The organism is Massilia sp. KIM, assembly GCF_002007115.1.
Classification (GTDB): Bacteria; Pseudomonadota; Gammaproteobacteria; order Burkholderiales; family Burkholderiaceae_D; genus Telluria.
The window spans coordinates 631806-649452 of record NZ_MVAD01000001.1 but is presented as its reverse complement, the minus strand read 5'-3'; the positions used below and the strand labels follow the sequence as shown (position 1 = coordinate 649452).

13 protein-coding genes and 1 pseudogene are annotated in these 17647 nt (G+C 55.4%); 10 read left to right on the top strand and 4 right to left on the bottom strand.

From position 1 onward, the window contains the following. Nucleotides 1-47 precede the first annotated feature (47 nt). The 4 genes from B0920_RS03085 to B0920_RS03070 all read left to right on the top strand — a co-directional run bounded on the left by B0920_RS03085 (nucleotide 48) and on the right by B0920_RS03070 (nucleotide 4951). On the top strand, nucleotides 48-1379 hold the full coding sequence (locus B0920_RS03085) for a sugar MFS transporter (protein ID WP_218669330.1): 1332 nt from the start codon (nucleotides 48-50) through the stop codon (nucleotides 1377-1379). 73 nt (nucleotides 1380-1452) lie between these two features. Continuing rightward, entirely contained in the window at nucleotides 1453-2781 is a 1329-nt protein-coding gene (locus B0920_RS03080; protein ID WP_078031106.1) for an ABC transporter substrate-binding protein, read from the top strand. Between the two features lie 3 nt (nucleotides 2782-2784). Then, on the top strand, nucleotides 2785-3498 hold the full coding sequence (locus tag B0920_RS03075; protein ID WP_078031105.1) for a response regulator: 714 nt from the start codon (nucleotides 2785-2787) through the stop codon (nucleotides 3496-3498). Next, on the top strand, nucleotides 3491-4951 hold the full coding sequence (locus B0920_RS03070; RefSeq protein WP_078031104.1) for an ATP-binding protein: 1461 nt from the start codon (nucleotides 3491-3493) through the stop codon (nucleotides 4949-4951). The genes B0920_RS03075 and B0920_RS03070 overlap by 8 nt, the downstream gene beginning before the upstream one ends. 246 nt (nucleotides 4952-5197) lie before the next feature. On the opposite strand, the gene B0920_RS03065 is transcribed toward B0920_RS03070, so the two are convergent. Continuing rightward, nucleotides 5198-5524: a helix-turn-helix domain-containing protein gene (locus B0920_RS03065; protein WP_078031103.1), complete on the bottom strand. Its 327-nt coding sequence runs from the start codon at nucleotides 5522-5524 to the stop codon at nucleotides 5198-5200. Between the two features lie 746 nt (nucleotides 5525-6270). Between B0920_RS03065 and B0920_RS25375 the strand changes: the two genes are divergently transcribed. Continuing rightward, nucleotides 6271-7101 (top strand): hypothetical protein, encoded by an 831-nt coding sequence (locus B0920_RS25375; RefSeq protein WP_143745618.1) that lies wholly within the window; start codon nucleotides 6271-6273, stop codon nucleotides 7099-7101. 432 nt (nucleotides 7102-7533) lie between these two features. Here the strand turns inward: B0920_RS25375 and B0920_RS26495 are convergent, their stop codons facing one another. Further along, the gene (locus B0920_RS26495) at nucleotides 7534-8052 is read right to left on the bottom strand and encodes a hypothetical protein (RefSeq protein WP_373887873.1); all 519 of its coding nucleotides are present in this window, start codon (nucleotides 8050-8052) and stop codon (nucleotides 7534-7536) included. Between the two features lie 210 nt (nucleotides 8053-8262). Here B0920_RS26495 and B0920_RS03055 point away from each other — a divergent pair. Then, nucleotides 8263-8633 (top strand): annotated as a pseudogene (locus B0920_RS03055) (Rid family hydrolase). 1004 nt (nucleotides 8634-9637) lie between these two features. Next, nucleotides 9638-10294 carry an AraC family transcriptional regulator gene (locus B0920_RS03050; RefSeq protein WP_179119075.1) on the top strand — a complete coding sequence of 219 codons (657 nt, stop codon included), beginning with the start codon at nucleotides 9638-9640 and terminating at the stop codon, nucleotides 10292-10294. A gap of 235 nt (nucleotides 10295-10529) precedes the next feature. On the opposite strand, the gene B0920_RS03045 is transcribed toward B0920_RS03050, so the two are convergent. Together B0920_RS03045 and B0920_RS03040 are read right to left on the bottom strand one after the other, a co-directional pair. Then, nucleotides 10530-11726 carry a diguanylate cyclase gene (locus tag B0920_RS03045; protein ID WP_179119074.1) on the bottom strand — a complete coding sequence of 399 codons (1197 nt, stop codon included), beginning with the start codon at nucleotides 11724-11726 and terminating at the stop codon, nucleotides 10530-10532. Nucleotides 11727-12549: 823 nt separating this feature from the next. Next, nucleotides 12550-13203, bottom strand: coding sequence for a helix-turn-helix domain-containing protein (locus B0920_RS03040; protein WP_218669329.1), 654 nt, complete (start codon nucleotides 13201-13203; stop codon nucleotides 12550-12552). 105 nt (nucleotides 13204-13308) lie between these two features. Between B0920_RS03040 and B0920_RS03035 the strand changes: the two genes are divergently transcribed. Genes B0920_RS03035 through B0920_RS03025 form a run of 3 tightly spaced genes read left to right on the top strand, consistent with a single transcriptional unit; the run spans nucleotide 13309 to nucleotide 17644 of the window. Continuing rightward, nucleotides 13309-15363 carry a serine hydrolase gene (locus B0920_RS03035; RefSeq protein WP_218669328.1) on the top strand — a complete coding sequence of 685 codons (2055 nt, stop codon included), beginning with the start codon at nucleotides 13309-13311 and terminating at the stop codon, nucleotides 15361-15363. Continuing rightward, nucleotides 15363-16364: a dipeptide epimerase gene (locus B0920_RS03030; protein ID WP_078031099.1), complete on the top strand. Its 1002-nt coding sequence runs from the start codon at nucleotides 15363-15365 to the stop codon at nucleotides 16362-16364. Before B0920_RS03035 ends, B0920_RS03030 begins: the two co-directional genes overlap by 1 nt. Further along, nucleotides 16361-17644 (top strand): peptide MFS transporter, encoded by a 1284-nt coding sequence (locus tag B0920_RS03025; protein ID WP_078031098.1) that lies wholly within the window; start codon nucleotides 16361-16363, stop codon nucleotides 17642-17644. Before B0920_RS03030 ends, B0920_RS03025 begins: the two co-directional genes overlap by 4 nt. Nucleotides 17645-17647: the final 3 nt, after the last annotated feature.

Sequence of the window (17647 nt, the reverse complement as noted above, 5' to 3'; positions counted from 1 at the left end):
GCCGGCGCGCTGCGCGCGCCGGATTATCTCTTTCTAGGACCCCACTCATGATCACCGATAATCCGCCACACATCCTGGCGCCGGCGACCAGCACGCGCCAGGTAACGCTGGCAATGGGCGTCGTCGCCCTGCTCTTCTTTGTCCTCGGCTGCGCCACCTGGATCAACGGTTCACTGATACCTTTCCTGAAAATCGCCTGCGACCTCAACAACTTCCAGGCGCTCTGGGTCACATTCGCCTTTTACATCGCCTATACGGTTATGGCCCTGCCGGCTGCCGCCGTCCTGCGCCGCACGGGTTACCGGCGCGCAATGGGGCTCGGCCTAGCGATCATGGGCGGTGGCGCCCTGCTGTTCGTCCCGGCTGCACGCAGCGGCGAATACGGGCTGTTCCTGCTTGCCCTGTTCACCCTGGCCTCCGGCATGACTCTGATGCAAACGGCGATCAATCCCTATCTCGTGTGCATAGGACCGCGCGACAGCGCGGCCACCCGTATCAGCATCATGGGACTGTTCAACAAAGGCGCGGGAGTGCTGGTACCGCTCATGTTCACCAGCCTGGTCCTGACCGGGATGGACGCTTACTCGGACGATGTCTTCAAGGCCACCGACGCCGCCGGCCGTGCCGCGCTTCGCGCGGAGCTGTCGCAACGGCTGGCAACGCCGTATGCCATGATGGCCGGGGCACTGGTGCTGATGGCCTTGCTGGTGGCGGCCTTGCCGATTCCCGAAATCCCACCCGACCGCCGCGAGGGCGAGCGCAGCAGCCGCTTCGATGTGCTGCGCCACCCTCAGCTCGTACTAGGGGCTGCCGCCCTGTTTGTCTACGTCGGCGTGGAAGTGATCGCGGGCGATACCATCGGGTTATACGGCCAGCACCTCGGGCTGCCAGGATACGCATCACTTACCTCACTAACCATGGCCTTCATGGTTGTAGGTTATCTGGCTGGAATAGCCGCCATTCCGCGCTACATCTCGCAGTCACGCGCGCTGCAGGTGTCGGCAGCACTCGGCATCCTATTCAGCCTCGTCGTTACCCTTGCTCCTGCGGGCAGTACGGTCATAGCGGAAGCACTGCTCGGCTGGTCGCCGATTCGCCACGTCCCAGATTCCGTCCTTTGTCTCGCCCTGTTGGGATTAGCCAATGCCCTGGTTTGGCCCGCGATCTGGCCGCTAGCGCTGGCGGATCTCGGATCCGACACCGCGAACGGCGCAGCACTACTGATCATGGGCATTGCCGGCGGAGCGCTCCTGCCCATGGCCTACGGTGCGCTATCAGACCATAGCAGCCCACAAGCTGCATACTGGCTGCTCCTGCCATGCTATGCATGGATCCTGTTCTACGCACTTAAGGGTCAGGCGCTGCGCCGCTGGCCTTAGACCAGAAACATGCTCGCAAGGAAAGTCTTGTTTGCTAGAATGCCTCGATCATTGTTCGACTCCACGAGGAACCATGGCAGGCGTTTGCGAGCATGCAGTGAGAGGAAGGTGCGGCGCGCGCCTGAGTCGCTTCCTAGGAGGGGCGCTGCTGACTGTCAGCCTCGCAGCCGCAGCAGCCGGACTGTCCGCGCCTGCGGAGCCGCTGCAGGTCCTGCATTGGTGGACTTCCGAGAGCGAACGACGGGCTGCCGACCTGCTGGCGGCTCGCCTGGCGCGCGGGGGCGTCGGCTGGATCGACGCGGCCGTTCCGGGAGGGGCCGGCCTGGGCGCCGGCAAGGTCCTCAAGAGCCGTGTGCTCGCCGGCAGCGCGCCGGACGCCACCCAGATCATCGGTGTCTCGATCAGCGAATGGGCGGGCATGGGCCTGCTTCTTGACCTGGAGTCGGTTGCCGTCGCCGGAAACTGGGACAGGGTCATGTTCCCGACAGTGCGCACATTGGTGCGCGGCCGCAGCGGCAACACGGTCGCCGTCCCGTTAGGTATCCATCGAATCAACACCGTTCTTTACAACCGCAAGCTGTTCTCGCGTCTGGGACTCACGCCACCGACCAGCTGGACCGCCCTCGAGAAGGTGGCGCCCGTGCTGCGCGCGGCTGGCGTCGCGCCCTTCGTCCAGAGCAGCGAAGACTGGCAGGTGGCAGCCCTGTTCGAGAACCTGGTGCTGTCGTCCGGCGGCCCGGAGTTCTATCACGAGCTGTTCGTACGCCAGAGCGCGCGTGCCGCGGCCGATGCGCGGCTGTTCACGGCGCTGCTGCGGCTGCGCCAAATGAAGGCCTGGATGGCGCCGGTGCGCGACCAGCCCTGGACCGAGGTGGCCCGCCGTTTCGCCAACGGCGAAGGCGCCATGCTGGTGATGGGGGACTGGGCCAAGGCCGAGCTGAACGGACCGGGTTTTCGGGTGGACGCGGATTTCGCCTGCCTGCCCATGCCTGGCACCGGCCCGCTCCACCTGTACAGCGTGGATACCTTGGCCATGTTCGCCAAGGGGCCGGCGCCGCGGGTCGCGGCCCAGGAGATGTTCGCGCGTACCGTGATGAGCGCCGAGGTGCAGCAGGACTACAACCTTGCCAAGGGTTCGGTGCCGGTGCGCCGCGACGCCGATACCGGCGTAATGGACAGCTGCGCGCGCGCATCCTGGACGGCGTTCGCGCGCGGCCAGTCCGCGCAGGTCCCGAGCCTAGTGCACCGGATGGCGACCGGCGAGGAGAACCGGGACGTGATCATCGCCGAGGTCCGGCGCTACTTCGCGGACGACAGCGTCTCCGCCGCCGATGTCCAGAAACGCCTCTCCACCCTGTTTCGCACCCTCAATTTGCGCCTCGATGCGCACCTGCCACGATAAGTCATGAACCGCAAAATCCTCATCGTCGACGACGACCAGAAGACCCGCACCCTGCTCAAGACCTACCTCGAGAAGAGCCAGTACCAGGTGCTGCTGTCGCACAATGGAGAAAGCTTCCTGGTCGCCCTCAACACCTACGAAGCTCAGCTCTCGCTCGTGATCCTGGATGTGATGCTCCCCGATACCGACGGCTTCGCGCTGTGCAGGACAGTGCGGCGCCGCTCCAATGTCCCGATCATCATGCTCACCGCGAGCTCCGACGAAACCGACCGCGTGGTCGGCCTCGAGCTGGGCGCGGACGACTACATCGCCAAGCCCTACAGCCCGCGCGAGCTGCTCGCCCGTATCAAGGCCATCCTGCGCCGCACCGGCGCCGAGCCCGACGCGGCGCCACGCTACTACAGCTTCAATGGGTTCGTCCTCGACACGGTCGAGCGAAGAGTGACGGACCCTGATGGCGCGCCGGTTTCTCTTACCGGACTTGACTTCCAACTGCTGAGATACTTCGTCGAGCACCCAGGTGACATCCTCGACCGTGGAATACTGTGCGAAGAGACTCGCGGGCGTGACGCCGGCCCGTTCGACCGCTCGCTTGACGTCCAGATCAGCCGCTTGCGCCTGCGCCTAAAGGACGATGGCAAGCAGCCTGCCCTGATTAAAACGGTGCGCGGCGTCGGCTATGTATTCGCTTCCGAGGTCAGTGTCGCGCATGGCTGAGCGACGCTGGCGCCTGTGGCCGCAGTCGCTCCTGGGACGCTTGTCCCTCGTGATGGTGGCCGGCCTGCTGCTGACACAGCTCGCGGCCAGCATGATCTGGGGCATGCAGTTGCGCAGTCGTTCAACTACGGACTTGCGAGTGGCGGCGCAATATATCGGCCAGGGCGTGGCCAGTTCGATCCGTTTCTTTCGCAGCTTGCCGCCGGCACATCGCGGGTTGTTAATCCAGCAGTTCCGCGAGATGGGCGGTACACGTTTTTACGTAGGCCTGAATCGCGCCGCAGTCTCGGTGCGGCCCATTCCATCCGAGCCGCTTACGATCGAGGCGCTGAGGGCGCTCGACACGACTTTGCGCGCCGAGCTACCGGCGGGGGTACGATTTCGCCTGGACTTTGCCCGGCCCGAGCAACTAGCTATGACACCTGACGGACTAAGCCTAGCCGACCTCCCCGATACCTGGGTCCGGCATGTCCTCATGCTGAAGCCCGACCCGGCACCGATTCTAGTGATCCAAACCGAACTAGAAACAGGCAACTGGCTTTATCTGGCAACCTTGATGCCCAACCCCTACTTCCTGAAAGGCCACGATCCGCTGGCGATGGACCGGCTGCTGCCTCAAGCCATGTCGCTGCTCGCCGTGCTGTTGCTGTCGATCCTGGTGGTGCGTTCGATTACCCGTCCGCTCGCCGCCCTGTCCGACGCAGCCGAAGCGTTCGGCAAGGAGGAAAATGCGCCTGCGCTTCCCGAATCTGGAAGCTACGAATTCGTGAATACCGCCCGCGCATTCGGCGCAATGCGCGAGCGGATCGCGCGCTACATTGCCGATCGCGACCGCCTGTTTATTTCAATCTCGCACGACCTGCGCACGCCCATTACACGACTCAAGCTACGTGCCGAACTCCTGGACGACGAAGCGTTGCGCAGCGATTTCGAGGAAGATCTTGACGAACTGGACATGATGGTTAAGGGAGCGCTGCAGTGCGTCAAGGATAGCGATATCCACGAAAATCCGACGGCGATCCGGCTCGACGGGTTGTTGCAGCGCATGGTTAAAAGCGCTAGCTTGGCCGGTCAAGTTGTCGTGTACGAGGGCTGCGGCCTGACCGTGCATGGCAAGCCGCTCGCCCTCAAGCGCGCCATCGGCAATCTCCTCGATAACGCTCTCCACTACGGTGAACGGGCTTACATTGGAGTGCGTCGGCAGGGCGAATGGATCGAGATCGTAGTGCGCGACAATGGGCCAGGCGTGCCGCAGGATGCGGTAGCCAGCCTGTTCGAGCCGTACGTTCGCCTCGATCACGGCCGTGCCAGCAACGACGGGGGGCTTGGTCTGGGCCTCGGGATCGCGCGTAGCATCATTGAGGCGCATCGCGGTGAATTAATACTCGCTAATCATCCAGAAGGTGGACTAGCGGCTACGATCAAATTGCACGCTGTCCCAGCGTCTCCTTAACACGATCGCACCGTATTGCTCAAGTATGTCAGCGCTTCCATTTTATTGCTGGACATCCGGACATAAACAGGCCGCTTACATATCGATTTTTGCCAACAATACGAGTAAGCCTAAATTGTTGGATGACTCCTGATTAGTCCTTGCAACTAGCAATATCAAGACCACCTCATCGCGCACAGCAGGTCAATCTCTCGCAGTCAACTTTGTGCTGACGTATCTAAGACCAACTGCTCAACTCACCACTATTCAGGCCACGAGACTGCGTGCAGACAATAAGAGGGCTTCCCGTTTCGCTTCGGAAACACTGGAATACGCAAGAATAATCTCTGCGAGACGATCATCGTTGCAATAGAAGAAAGCCACTGGTACGCCCAAGACCTTTGCTAGCGCTTCAGCGAATTTCATCGGTGGTTCATGTACCCCGCCTTCGTATCGGCTCATCCGAGCACTACTCGACGATTCTTCGAGTCCGGCAAGTACACCTAAGCGGTCCTGCGGCAGCCCCGCCCGTTCACGCGCTTGACGAAGGCGGCGGCCAATAGTTGAGTTGATGATCTTGGGGCGTGCAGGCATACGACGATAATCGTAGATGCCCCATAAAATTTCTCTACGAAAAACGTAGAACGACGGCAGAAGTTGATATACTTACTCTTTTTTGACGGGAATAGGGTTAGTGCAGGTGTCGACGCCAGCTCTAACGACATCGGGCACAGTGCTCATGTCTAGTGAGTGGAGCCCTGTCGACGGCTGCCGCCTCTTTCGTCGAGATTCCAAGGATCAATCATGCATGCATCAAAGCTCTTAGCGGCTATCACTGCCCTTATGTTCGCGCTAGCTGGCTGTGTTGGCGGTAGCAGTGCGGGGTCATCAACTCCGACAGCAGCTACCGTTATCACTCCAACAGTTCCGTCCACCTCCCCAGCTTTGCCAGTCCAAGCGGCAGAATTGCAGCCAACAGTCGCTGCGAAGTGCACCCACGGCACCGGCGAGTATATTTCATTTGCCAAGCTCGACGCCTTTCTAGCTCGCCACGGTTTAGCTCCACTGAACCGCAGCATGTTGCTCGACGACTTAGCGAGAAAGCACGCTTCTATATTGTCCAGCAATTTTAGCTAATACAGCGCACTTGTATGGCGCGCCTGCTCCATTAACCTTCTAAACATTCTCTCATGCTAAACCAGTTTGCTTTCGCAATCGCATCCCTTGTCGCCGTGCAAGCGTTCGCGCAGTCAATTCCTCCTCTACCAGGGCCGATAAAACCTAGTGCGAAGGATACGGAAACCTTCATTTGCTCAGTCTCAAGTGTCAATGAAGACTTCATGAACCGCTCTTCAAACCTTTGGACAACCGCCGCAACGGGAGGCAAATTCAAGGCTCTCAGCCCACTAACCTTACGGGTGAAATCCGAATCCGCTCAAAAGGCAATGGCGGACGTTTTTGAGTTCTACAAGAAATACGCTGCTGCGGCCTACATTAAATCGCCAATGTACGACAAAGGTACTCGACTCAATCAAAAACTCCTCGTCAGCAAATGCGAAGTGGACTCCAGTAGAGCTACCAATGTCGCTCTGGAGAGAGTTCCCGCTGAGGCGTACAAACACCTCCGCACCGACCGAGAACACATCTTGAACTTCTTGAAGTTAAACAAGACCCCTATCAATGATGAGCAAATAGCGTCGCTGGTTTCGGAAAAGCCTTTCTCAGCTGACGGATTCGAACGCAGGGAGCAAATTCAAAGAGTAGCGGCAATGAGCAAAGCTGAGATGGCAAAAGCACCTAACCGATATATCGTTTTAGAAGGCGCACTCTTTCTCGGCGACTACGATTTCAACGATAATACTTTTGATTTATCCAGCCTAAAGTCAGACGCTGAGAAATATGTTTACGAATCTGCGCGAATATCTTACACAAAAACACCCAAGTATAATTTAACCGTTCCGGCTAAATTCCTTGTCTACAAACCAAATTCTACAAATGAAGCAAAAAGAATCGAGCGCGCTCGCAGTCAAACGTCTAATATGCGATTGAAGAGCTACATACAGATTACTGAAGCATCATCTGCACAAGGCGTAGTGATAAAGGCTAATCTTGCAGCCATCGAGGTGCGCACCCAAGAAGGCGAACTTCTCTTTAATCTAAATGCATTATAAATACGAACTTTCACCAAAAGTGAAATGAAGGATGGTGGGGCCCCGGCTCTTGTATCACGTAGGATCTCCTGCAACGAATACCAGAGCTTCCTGTTCAGCAAACCGCTCGAGTGTAGGGGCGGTGCTGCTGCTGAAGGCCTACAGCCCTACCCCGGCAGCGGCGCGTGCTGCGCCAACAACGCGCTCACCCAATCGATGAAGACGCTCAGCTTGAGGCTCATATGGTGGTTCGACGGATACGCGATACGCAGCGGCATCAGGCGGGCTGCTAGCGCGTGTTCACGCGCCATGTAATCGGGGAGGCACAGAACGCCCCGGCCTGCTAGCCCGGCGGTGAAATAGGTGTTGCCGTCGTCGATCGACAGGATGTGCGTGCCGCCGACCTACGCCATCTCGCGGCCGCAGTGCATGGCTTAGGGGAAGCCGCCGCTGCTATCCTAGAGAAAACGGACGATGCGATGATGCGAGTGAATTAGCTCGGTCAAGTGGGAGGGTGGGCACGCCAGCGTGCGCAAAATACGCAAGCGCGACATATATGCCTAGGCCTGACTCGCCAATACGTCGCGCAACCAGCGAGCCATGCACGATCTCGCCGCCGCGAAGGACGCAGTCGACGTTCTCGCCGATGAGGTCAACCTTGCGGTCGCTGGCGCCCATTTCCAATCGAATTCTAGGGTACTGCAGGTGGACGGCCCGGCAAGGCCGGCACCAGCAGCATATGGGCGAAGGGCCTGAGCACATCAACCCAGCAACTGTACGCGTGGAGTGGCGGCGTTGCCGGGCAGGCCGACCTCGACGTCCTCGAGATCCGACAGACGACGCGCAACGCGCTGGTAGTAGATGGGCACCGGCTTCAGTGGCGTTGACCTTGCGCGTGGTGTGATTGAGGAGCTTGACGCGCAGGCTGGCTTCCAGCTGCTGCACCAGCTGGGTTACGCAGGTGCAGCTCATGTGCAAGGTCTAGGCAGCCCTCATAGCTGCCTTTCTCAATTACATGCACGAACGCGCGGATTGCGTAAACGCTGCCATCTTACCTCCCTAATTATGTTGGATAAGCAACCAGTCTTGACGCGGATTGGATGTATATCCGCACAATGCAACAGACTATCATTCTCATGACCTCAACAATGGAGGAATGCGATGACAGTACGTTAAGTAGTCATCCCGGCCGGCCGTCAAGTCATCTATGATATAAACCGCTATTCGCCGGCGGTGAAGTCTGGCGGCTTCTCGTTTGTCTCTGGTCGGTTGGCAGCCACGAGGATGGTTCGCCAGAACGAGATTTCGATACCCAAGTGCTGCCTGCCTTCCAGAACTTGAACGCGGTGCTCGGCGCGGCCAGCTGCAGCTTCGCAAATGTGATCGACATAACCGTTTTCATCGTCGACCCGGAAAAGCGCTTCGATCGGATTTGGGGCGTGGCGCTGGAGTTCTGGGGCGTGGCCCCCTACCCCAACGTGACGGCGGTCGGCGTGACCTGGTTGTATGGCTTTCAGTTTGAAATTAAGGAGGTGGCTAAGTTACCGGAATGAAGGTCAAGTGGCCTTGCCCAATACGCACCACATATTACAGCGCACGCAGCGCAAATTGGCAAGTGCCGCCACAATGCCCCAGGGCATAAGCGGCGCAGGCGGTTGCAGCAGCCAAGGCATGATTCACGCTGGAAGCCACGATCTCCTGCACTCTTCCGCATTGCCGTACACGACACCATGTGTGAATTGAGTCAGCAGATTCTGGACAGTTTCCGGCAGACCAAACATTACGTAGCAAGATGTGGAGATGTCATAAATCCGCGAGCATCAACACGGCTCACAAAGACTTCTGCCGATGAAAGGTTGAAAGGGATCCCGTTGTGGGGCACTGGCGTATGCGAGCAGTTGAACGTTCGATCGTGGGGCACATTCGAAACTAGTCTTTGCAGTGCTTGGCACATTCGACAAGAGAAGTGACTGATTTTAGGCTGCCAGCCCAACGTTTCTAGAAGATGCGGAATCTCAACAACAACTCAGCTGCGCACAATTGACGAAACTGAGTTGCGAAAAGTGGAACGCAGAATCCGCAAATGTTGTTGACTTTAACAGATCAGAAAAGCTAAGGTTATGAGCTATGAATAATTGCACTGATCCGCTTTGTTGTTACGCTAATCTGGTTAGAGTGGGCAGATTAATAGGCACGCACCAGCAGTGCAAAGTAGATCAGCTCTTATCCTAGCAAAACATACGCAATCGAAAGCGCTATGACAATTGCAGTCATTCGAATCACGTCCACTTTCGCAGCCTGACAAGCCCTGATCGCCTAAATTTTAAATAGCAATTATATGTCGTCCTCTATTGAGCTTCCTGAGAATATTGCAAAAGCCGACGTCGCGGTAGGTAGTTGGAATGGTATTCACATCGAACGACATGATCTTACGTGCACCGGCAGGGTTTTATATCAGGTTGAGCGCGCTGCGAACTTGACCTGGCTAAATGCACAATTCGAAGAGGTTGGACCGGACCTTCTCGAGGCTAGGTGCAGGCCTAACACGCCAAACCCTGTGCCCTACAAGCCCCGTTCTTTATTTATCATACCGGCGGACATGGAAGTGTGGGCATATTGCAAATACACTACTTTTCTCAAGTGTACAACGCTCAGCTTCGACTCGGTTTTACTTCAAGAGCGTTTACAAATATCCGATACTCTGAAATTTGTTGACGTTCCGCGATACCGCGCTTCGGACGACGAGGTGTGGACACTAATCAAATTGTTGAGCGAAAATCTTGATAGTGACGACCCGACCGCTCAACTCTATGGAGATTCTTTAACTGCAGCGATTGGAGCAAAACTCTACGAGCGCCCCAAGATCGTCAAAGGGAGCGAAAGCAAACTTTCGTCGCGCCAACTCAAAATCGCTCTTGACCTTCTTGAAGCGAAGATGCCAGCTAAGGTGGAACTTTGCATGCTTGCAGAGCTCGTTGGTTTGTCACAGGCGCATTTCTGCCGTGCATTCAAGGCCTCAACTGGCTTAGCGCCATATCAATGGCAGCTACAAGCACGCGTCAGCCGCGCGAAGTTTTTACTTTTGAACACCAATCGATGTTTGGAAGAAATTGCAAACTCAACCGGTTTCGCTGACGCGGCACACTTCAGCCGGACATTTCGGAAAATGACCGGTGCCAACCCAGCCGCGTGGCGGAGAAGTATTGTCACATAGCAGCTAGTCAAGCACGGCTACCGCAGAGTTGCCGCGAAACTATGTGCCTACTGGTTGGATAGAGGGGGGGATTAAAAACGTGTTGGCAAAAGACACTAACTTGTCCCGCCAAGCGGGCCTCGCTCAGTTAAATGGAAGCTCGTTATAATTTTAAGCTCGCCATATACGAGCAAGCCTATTCTTAAGCGGTCGGCACTTATCCCCGCAATCAATGCGCTTGATTTAGAGAACGAATCTATATTGTAAATTCATGCATTGAATCGAATGCCGGCCCCTTAGGACCGCAAACGCGATTTCTCCCCGAGGTCTTTGCTTGATATAACTGAACGTCAGCTTCCGATACAATTCTTGAGAACTCGATATCCTTTTGAATTTTGGAAGTAGCCACGCCAATGCTAGTAGTGGCCCAAGATTTATTTGAAAAGGCTTCACTTGTCTGCTTCTGGAATTCGCTTCGAATATTTTCGGCTAAGGGCCGAATCGCCTGCTCGGAAAAGTCATTAATTACAATACAGAACTCCTCCCCTCCCCAACGGCATGGAACAACGTTCGAGCAAGCGAAGTCCTGTAAGACGCGCCCCATCACTATTAGGATCTTGTCGCCAAAGTCATGACCATTCTGGTCATTTATCTTTTTGAAGTAGTCGATATCCAAGAGCATGACTGTTATGGTTTGCGGTGCCGTCGCAAGTTTCTTAAGCCTATCAATATGAGAGCGAAGTCCCCTTCTGTTATATAAGCCGGTTAGCGTATCCCGCTCTGCACGAGCATTTGCCTCATTAACTAGACGAAGCATAATCAAAAGGAATAAGATCCAATTTCCAAGGACAACGCTAGAGATAGCACCTGCAAAAATAGCTAAAGCTCCGGCAATTTCCTTTGCTAACGTAAACTCTATGTTGTTTTGTATAGTGATGAGAAGCATTGCCTGAACAAGCGCTGCGGCCGCTTGAGCCATGGCAATGATGGCTGCTATTACATAAGCATAGGGAGCTGGCGGCTCTCGATAACGAAACAGTAGCCAAGCCGCCCATACGCAAACCACCCCATAAACAATTGAGAGTATTGCTCCTCTCGCTAAATTGTTTGGCAAAACCCATGTGAATACAAAAGTAGATGCCAATATGACTAATACGATCAAGGGCAAGAAAAAACGGGCGAAGCTCCGCCGTACAAAATTCGCAACGCCTGCCGCGAATAAGACTTGACCAATGACTAAAGGAACATCAAGCAAGAAGTCGGCAATTTTCGACGTCGTCCCGAATGGAGAGGCATCTAATGCAAGTGCACAACCGATCAATAACGCAGATACTGCCCAATACCTAATACCTGGAATTCTTGTATCAGCTATGTGCAACAAAGCGAAGATTATGCTTGCCATGATTGACGCCAAGCCCAGGACAATTCCAAGTGTTGTTTCATCAATGTTCATAACTGTATCCGGAGCGTGGCAGAACACTGACCACATGCTATCTAAGAAACTTAAATTTCCACATGGCCACTATGAGGCATAGTAAAGCAATGGATGGCCCGCATCCAGCAAAATTGCTCAAATTCAACAGATTTACTGACGGATTGTTCGTTTCGTTGGCATTGGGCAACTAGTTGAGCGTGCCTTCTAGTGGTAGAAGCACATGATCGTCTGTTTAGATGCAAGAGCGTCTACGTTACCGTCCGCGCGTCGACATGATGGTTGCTTACGGATGGCAGCTTAGTAGCGATATCATTAAAAGGCGACGTGAGTGCTTAGACGTTGCAGATATGATTACTTTACAAAGGAATTCGTAAGAACTCCGGCTTGCCTTCCTACCCGGCTGCGGTTGGAACATACCAACAACAATGGCCCCTAGTCTGAGGCTTTACCGGACGGCTGATGCTTCCTAGTTCTGAAAGCTCAGTCTCAAAACACATCTATATCGAGCAAGCGAGTATGTGCGCGCAGAGGTGCATCGGTGCTAAGTGCAGTTGTCAGCTGCAAACCAGTCAATTTGGAAATGACGCTAAACTAACAGACTACTTGATGCTGAGCGCGCACAGTGACGTATGCAACCAAACTCTGTTGCATGCTGAAACACCTGCCGCCGAATGCTGGTAGAGGTATGCTGGCGTTTGAGTAAGAGATCACCATCAAAGCGCCAACTAGAGCCGTTGAGGTACTTGGGAGGCACAGGTCCGTTTCGGTACTTGGGAGGCACGTGGCCTTTAGACGGCAAGTCAGCGAACTCATGGCTAACACGTGCAACGCAGGATGTGAGTTATAGCTGTGCTTTCTCACGCGCATGAGAACCAAGTGCAGTCTGCACTTCTTCCTCGTTTCCACCTGCCATGACACTCAGGAGTTCCGCCTCTTCGCACCCCTCCGGTACAAGATAGGCGTGCCCCATGCTCGAGTCAAAGTACACGGACTCTCCTGCATGCAGGGTAACTGGATCGTAAAACTCTGTATGCAGTGCCACCGAACCCTTGAGTACAAAGGCGAATTCTTCGCCCGAGTGGTGCACGAGTTGCCCAAACTCCTTGACTGTATTTGCACGAATACGCGCAAGAACTGGAATCATGCGCTTCCTGCGCAACTCGGCACATAGATAGTAGTAGTCGTAGTTAGGCGTTTCAACCCGGACTGCTGTAGCCAAATTCCCTAGGCTGCGTCTCGCGGTCACGACAGGCTCGGCGTCACTTTCCTCTTCCGCGAACAGTTCCGACATGCGCATGCCAAGTCTCTGGCTAAGTTGATAAAGCTTGTCATAGGTCAGCGTAAGCTGACCATGCTCGACCTTTGACAGCGTCGACACAGGAATGCCGCTTTTCACACTCATTTCTTTTAGAGTCCAGCCTTGTCGACTACGCAAGCCACGGAGCAACGCGCCCAAAGTTGGGGCTTCAGATGATATATACATGATCGTTGACAAATTCTCCGAACAGGACGATATTTCTCCAAACAGAGAAAATTGTTCGGATCGAGAGTTGATTCTATCGGCTCAACCCATCGACCGCAATCTACAGGTGGAGACACGATGAGTATTTTGAAAACGTTGTTGTTGATTACACTATGCCTAGGAGGCACCGCCATGGGGCGCCCACAGGTAGACCAAGCTTCCACCATACCACCTCCTACCCTCGCCACGGATACTCCTTCGGTCAACACACCAAGCAAAGGTACGCAGACATCCGCTTTTTCTAGTAAGACAGGGGAGGCATCGCCCCTTGACAAGGCCGATGTTGACTCTTGGCTGGACGGCTATTTGCCTTTTGCGCTTAACACTAGTGACATACCTGGGGCTGTTGTGGTTGTGGTAAAGGACGGTGCAATCCTTACCGTGCGAGGCTTTGGTTATGCCGACGTGGAAAAAGCACTTCCGGTAGACGGCAAACGTACCTTGTTCCGTCCAGGCTCGGTGTCGAAGCTTGTCACGTGGACTGCTGTAATGCAATTGGTCGAACAAGGCAGACTGGACCTTGACGCTGACATAAACCGCTATCTCGACTTTAAGATTCCGCCACGTGCCGGCAAGCCCGTTACCATGCGCGAGATGATGATGCATACAGCAGGTTTCGAAGAGTCGGCAAAGTACCTTCTTGTCTATGACAAATCGAATTTCATCCCACTTAGCCGCTTGATGAAGAAGCGCGTTCCGGAGCGCATTTTCGACTCTGGCACTACGCCCGCATACTCAAATTATGCAACAGCACTTGCCGGATACGTGGTTGAACGCATTTCTGGCATAAGCTTCGACGATTACGTCGAGCAGCGCATATTTGCACCTCTCGAAATGCGCACTGCAACCTTCCGCCAACCGCTGCCTGCCGGGTTAGCTCCCTTGATGGCCAAGGGCTACGCGAAGCCCGGCCAGCCATCCCTAGGTTTTGAAATCGTCAACCCAGCGCCAGCAGGAGCCATGTCCGCCAGTGGCGTGGACATGGCAAATTTCATGATCGCTCACCTCCAGGGCGGCGAATTCAATGGTCGACGCATCTTATCCACCGAAACGACCGCTCTAATGCACGACAGTTCGCTAGAGAAAGTGAACCCGGCCTCTCTGCTGCCGCCGCTCAACCGAATGCAGCTTGGATTTTTCGACACAAATGTCAATGGCCGTAAGGTAATCGCTCACCTTGGCGACACCGAAGCATTCCACACTGCGCTACACCTCTTTATGAACGAAGGCGTAGGTCTTTACCTGTCCGTAAATAGTGGAGGACGGGAAGACGCTTCGAACACTCTTCGCAATGCAATTTTCCACGATTTCGCTGATCGGTATTTTCCAGATACCGCGCCAAATGACGGCCAAGTCGAAGAATCACAAGCAAAGCGGCACGCTCAAATGATGGTCGGAACTTGGGAAAGCAGTCGACGTTCCGAGTCCAGCTTCTTCTCTTTGTTCAATCTGTTTGGTCAAGTGAAAGTCCAACTCAATGATAAGGGTGAATTGCTCATTCCGGCCCTGCTCGGCCCCAATCAGCGTCCGCGCGAATGGGTGGAAATCGCTCCTTTTATTTGGCGCGACCGCAATGGCGAAGATCGCATTGCAGCCAAGGTTGTCGGTGACCGGGTGGTTCGCTGGAGTATGGACTTCATGTCACCGTTCATGGTCTTTGATCGTGTGCCAGCATTAAGGAACAGCGCCTGGATACTGCCCATCGGAGGCGCCAGTATTGTAGTGATGTTGCTAACTGCTCTGAGCATGCCTGTAGGCTGGATTGTTCGACGGCGCCACAGGCTAGCGCACCACTTGCAAGGTCACGCGCGGAAAGTTGCGCTCGCAGTTCAGTTGAGTGCTATTGCCTGCCTCGTTGTACTGGCTGGCTGGGGAGGCATCGTTGCGAGTCTCGAGGCAACTTTAGATAATGCCACCGACGTGCTTGACTCGTGGATGTGGATTCTGCAAATCGGGGGCTTGATCACATTCCTCACAGGGCTGGTGGCTAGTACGCGTAACCTGCAGCTTGCTTTTAAGCATGGGCAAGGTTATACGCGCAAGATTTGGAGCGTACTTTTTCTCGCCGCAACGCTACTGCTTACGTACCTTTTAGCAGCTTTCAACTTGTTTTCCATGTCGGTGAGCTACTAATGGCACGCCTTAAAGTTACCGTTAAAGCCGAAAAGCTGCCCCTCCAGAAGCCCTTCCGCATCTCTGGCTATGTGTTCGATGCCTTCGAAGTCGTTTTGGTCACTTTAAGCGATGGTGAGTACCGAGGGCGCGGCGAAGGCGGAGGCGTCTACTACCTAGGCGACAATGCTTCCGCTATGCTCAAGGTATTGGACAACGCCGTTACGTTGATCGCCGAGTATCCGAGTCGTGAAGAGCTGCGCCATATGCTGCCGCCAGGAGGCGCTCGAAATGCCGTCGACTGCGCATTATGGGAGCTGGAAGCCGCGCGAATTGGGATCCCGGTGTGGCGACTGGCTGGCAAGAGTGCGCCACGGCCGCTACGTACCACTTTTACCATCGGTGCGGACGAACCGGGCGCCATGGGCGAGACCGCGCGTTGTTACACCCAAGCCAGCAACATCAAGATCAAGTTAACTGGCGAACTAGACCTCGACCTTGCCCGTGTGGAAGCCGTACGCGCCGCACGTCCTGACGTCTGGATCGGAGTAGACGGCAACCAAGGCTTCCAGGAAAAGGAACTTGATGCGCTAATCGCCGGCCTGCAGGCACAGCGGGTTGCTTTGCTAGAGCAACCCCTGGCGCGCGGCCGCGAGGCCGACCTCGACGGTTTGCGCTCGCCGATTCCGATTGCCGGTGACGAAAGTATCCTATCGCTCGATGATGTAGAGGGAGCCGTAGGCCGATTCGACGTCATAAACATCAAACTCGACAAATGTGGCGGGCTGACCGAGGGTCTGATGATGGCGCAGGAGGCACGACGCCTCGGTTTACAAGTCATGGTCGGAAACATGGGAGGCTCGAGTTTGGCCATGGCCCCGAGCTTCGTGCTAGGTCAGGAATGCGATGTAGTCGATCTTGATGGCCCAATATTTCTCGCTCGCGATCGCCATCCCGGTGTCGCTTACTCTGGCGGCAAGATTTGGGCGGGAGCTGAAGTTTGGGGTGGAGCTTCCACATGAAAGCGCGCGCTACCTGGTTTGGGCATCCACGCGGCCTTACCGTGCTGTTTCTGACAAATATGTGGGAACAGTTTTCGTACTACGGTATGCGGGCCCTACTCGTGTATTACATGACGAAGCAGTTACTCCTAGATCAGGCCCACTCCTCATTCGTCTACGGTGCCTATACGGCATGTGCCTATTTCACGCCGATTCTCGGCGGAGTGCTAGCCGACCGCTGGTTAGGTAAGCGGCGCGCGATCGTCATTGGTGCTTCGATCATGGCAATCGGCCACTTCATGATGGCCTTTGAAGCATGGTTCTACTTCGCGCTAGCCACAATCGCCCTCGGCAACGGGCTCTTCCTGCCGTCGTTACCCAGTCAAGTGGGTGACCTCTACTCATGTGGCGATGCTCGCCGTAGCTGGGCCTTTAACGTCTACTACGTAGGTATTAATATTGGCGGCTTCTTAGCGCCTCTAGCATGCGGTACCGTTGGCGAGTTGTATGGATGGCATTATGGCTTTGGCCTTGCTGGCATGGGAATGCTGGCGGGTCTTGTTATTTACGTCGCTGGTCAGCGTTACTTGCCACCTGATCAATCACGTCAACAGAGCGCGGATGCTCCATTTTCAAGCAGCATGGCGCGCGAAACGATAACAGTCCTCGTCGGTATCGGAATCGCAGTAACAGTATTTCGGGCCGCATATGAGCAGGTCGGTAACACAGTAGCTTTGTGGGCGGACAGCGGTGTCGACCGATATGCGGGTGACTTCCCGATCCCGATGACTTGGTTCCAATCACTTAATCCGCTGTTTGTGATGCTTATCACGCCACCGCTGCTGGCGTACTGGCATCGGCGTGCCGCCACAGGCCAGACTCAGGCTCCAGTGCGACGCATGGCCTGCGGCGCTCTAATTGTCAGCGCCGCTTACCTACTGCTTGCTGCGTCGAGCTGGAACGCGAGCGGAGCACTTACTAGTTGGTTCTGGCTAGCGCTTTTCTTCCTGGTGCTTACGTTTGGCGAACTCTTCATCCTCCCGACAGGCTTGGGCTTGTTTGCTAGGTTGGCGCCGCGTCACCTTGGCAGCACCACGGTTGCGGCATGGTTTCTAGTCACTTTTGCTGGCAGCCTTTCGGCGGGCATCGTAGGCAGCCTCTGGAGCCACGTAGCGCCGAGTACATTTTTTGCGTTGCTGGCCCTCCTTGCGGCACTTGCTGCGGCCCTGCTTTGGCGCCTCAACAGCAAAATGCACCACGACCGTTTTTCCGCCAGTGTTCAAAGTAACGCGAAAGCATGAAGC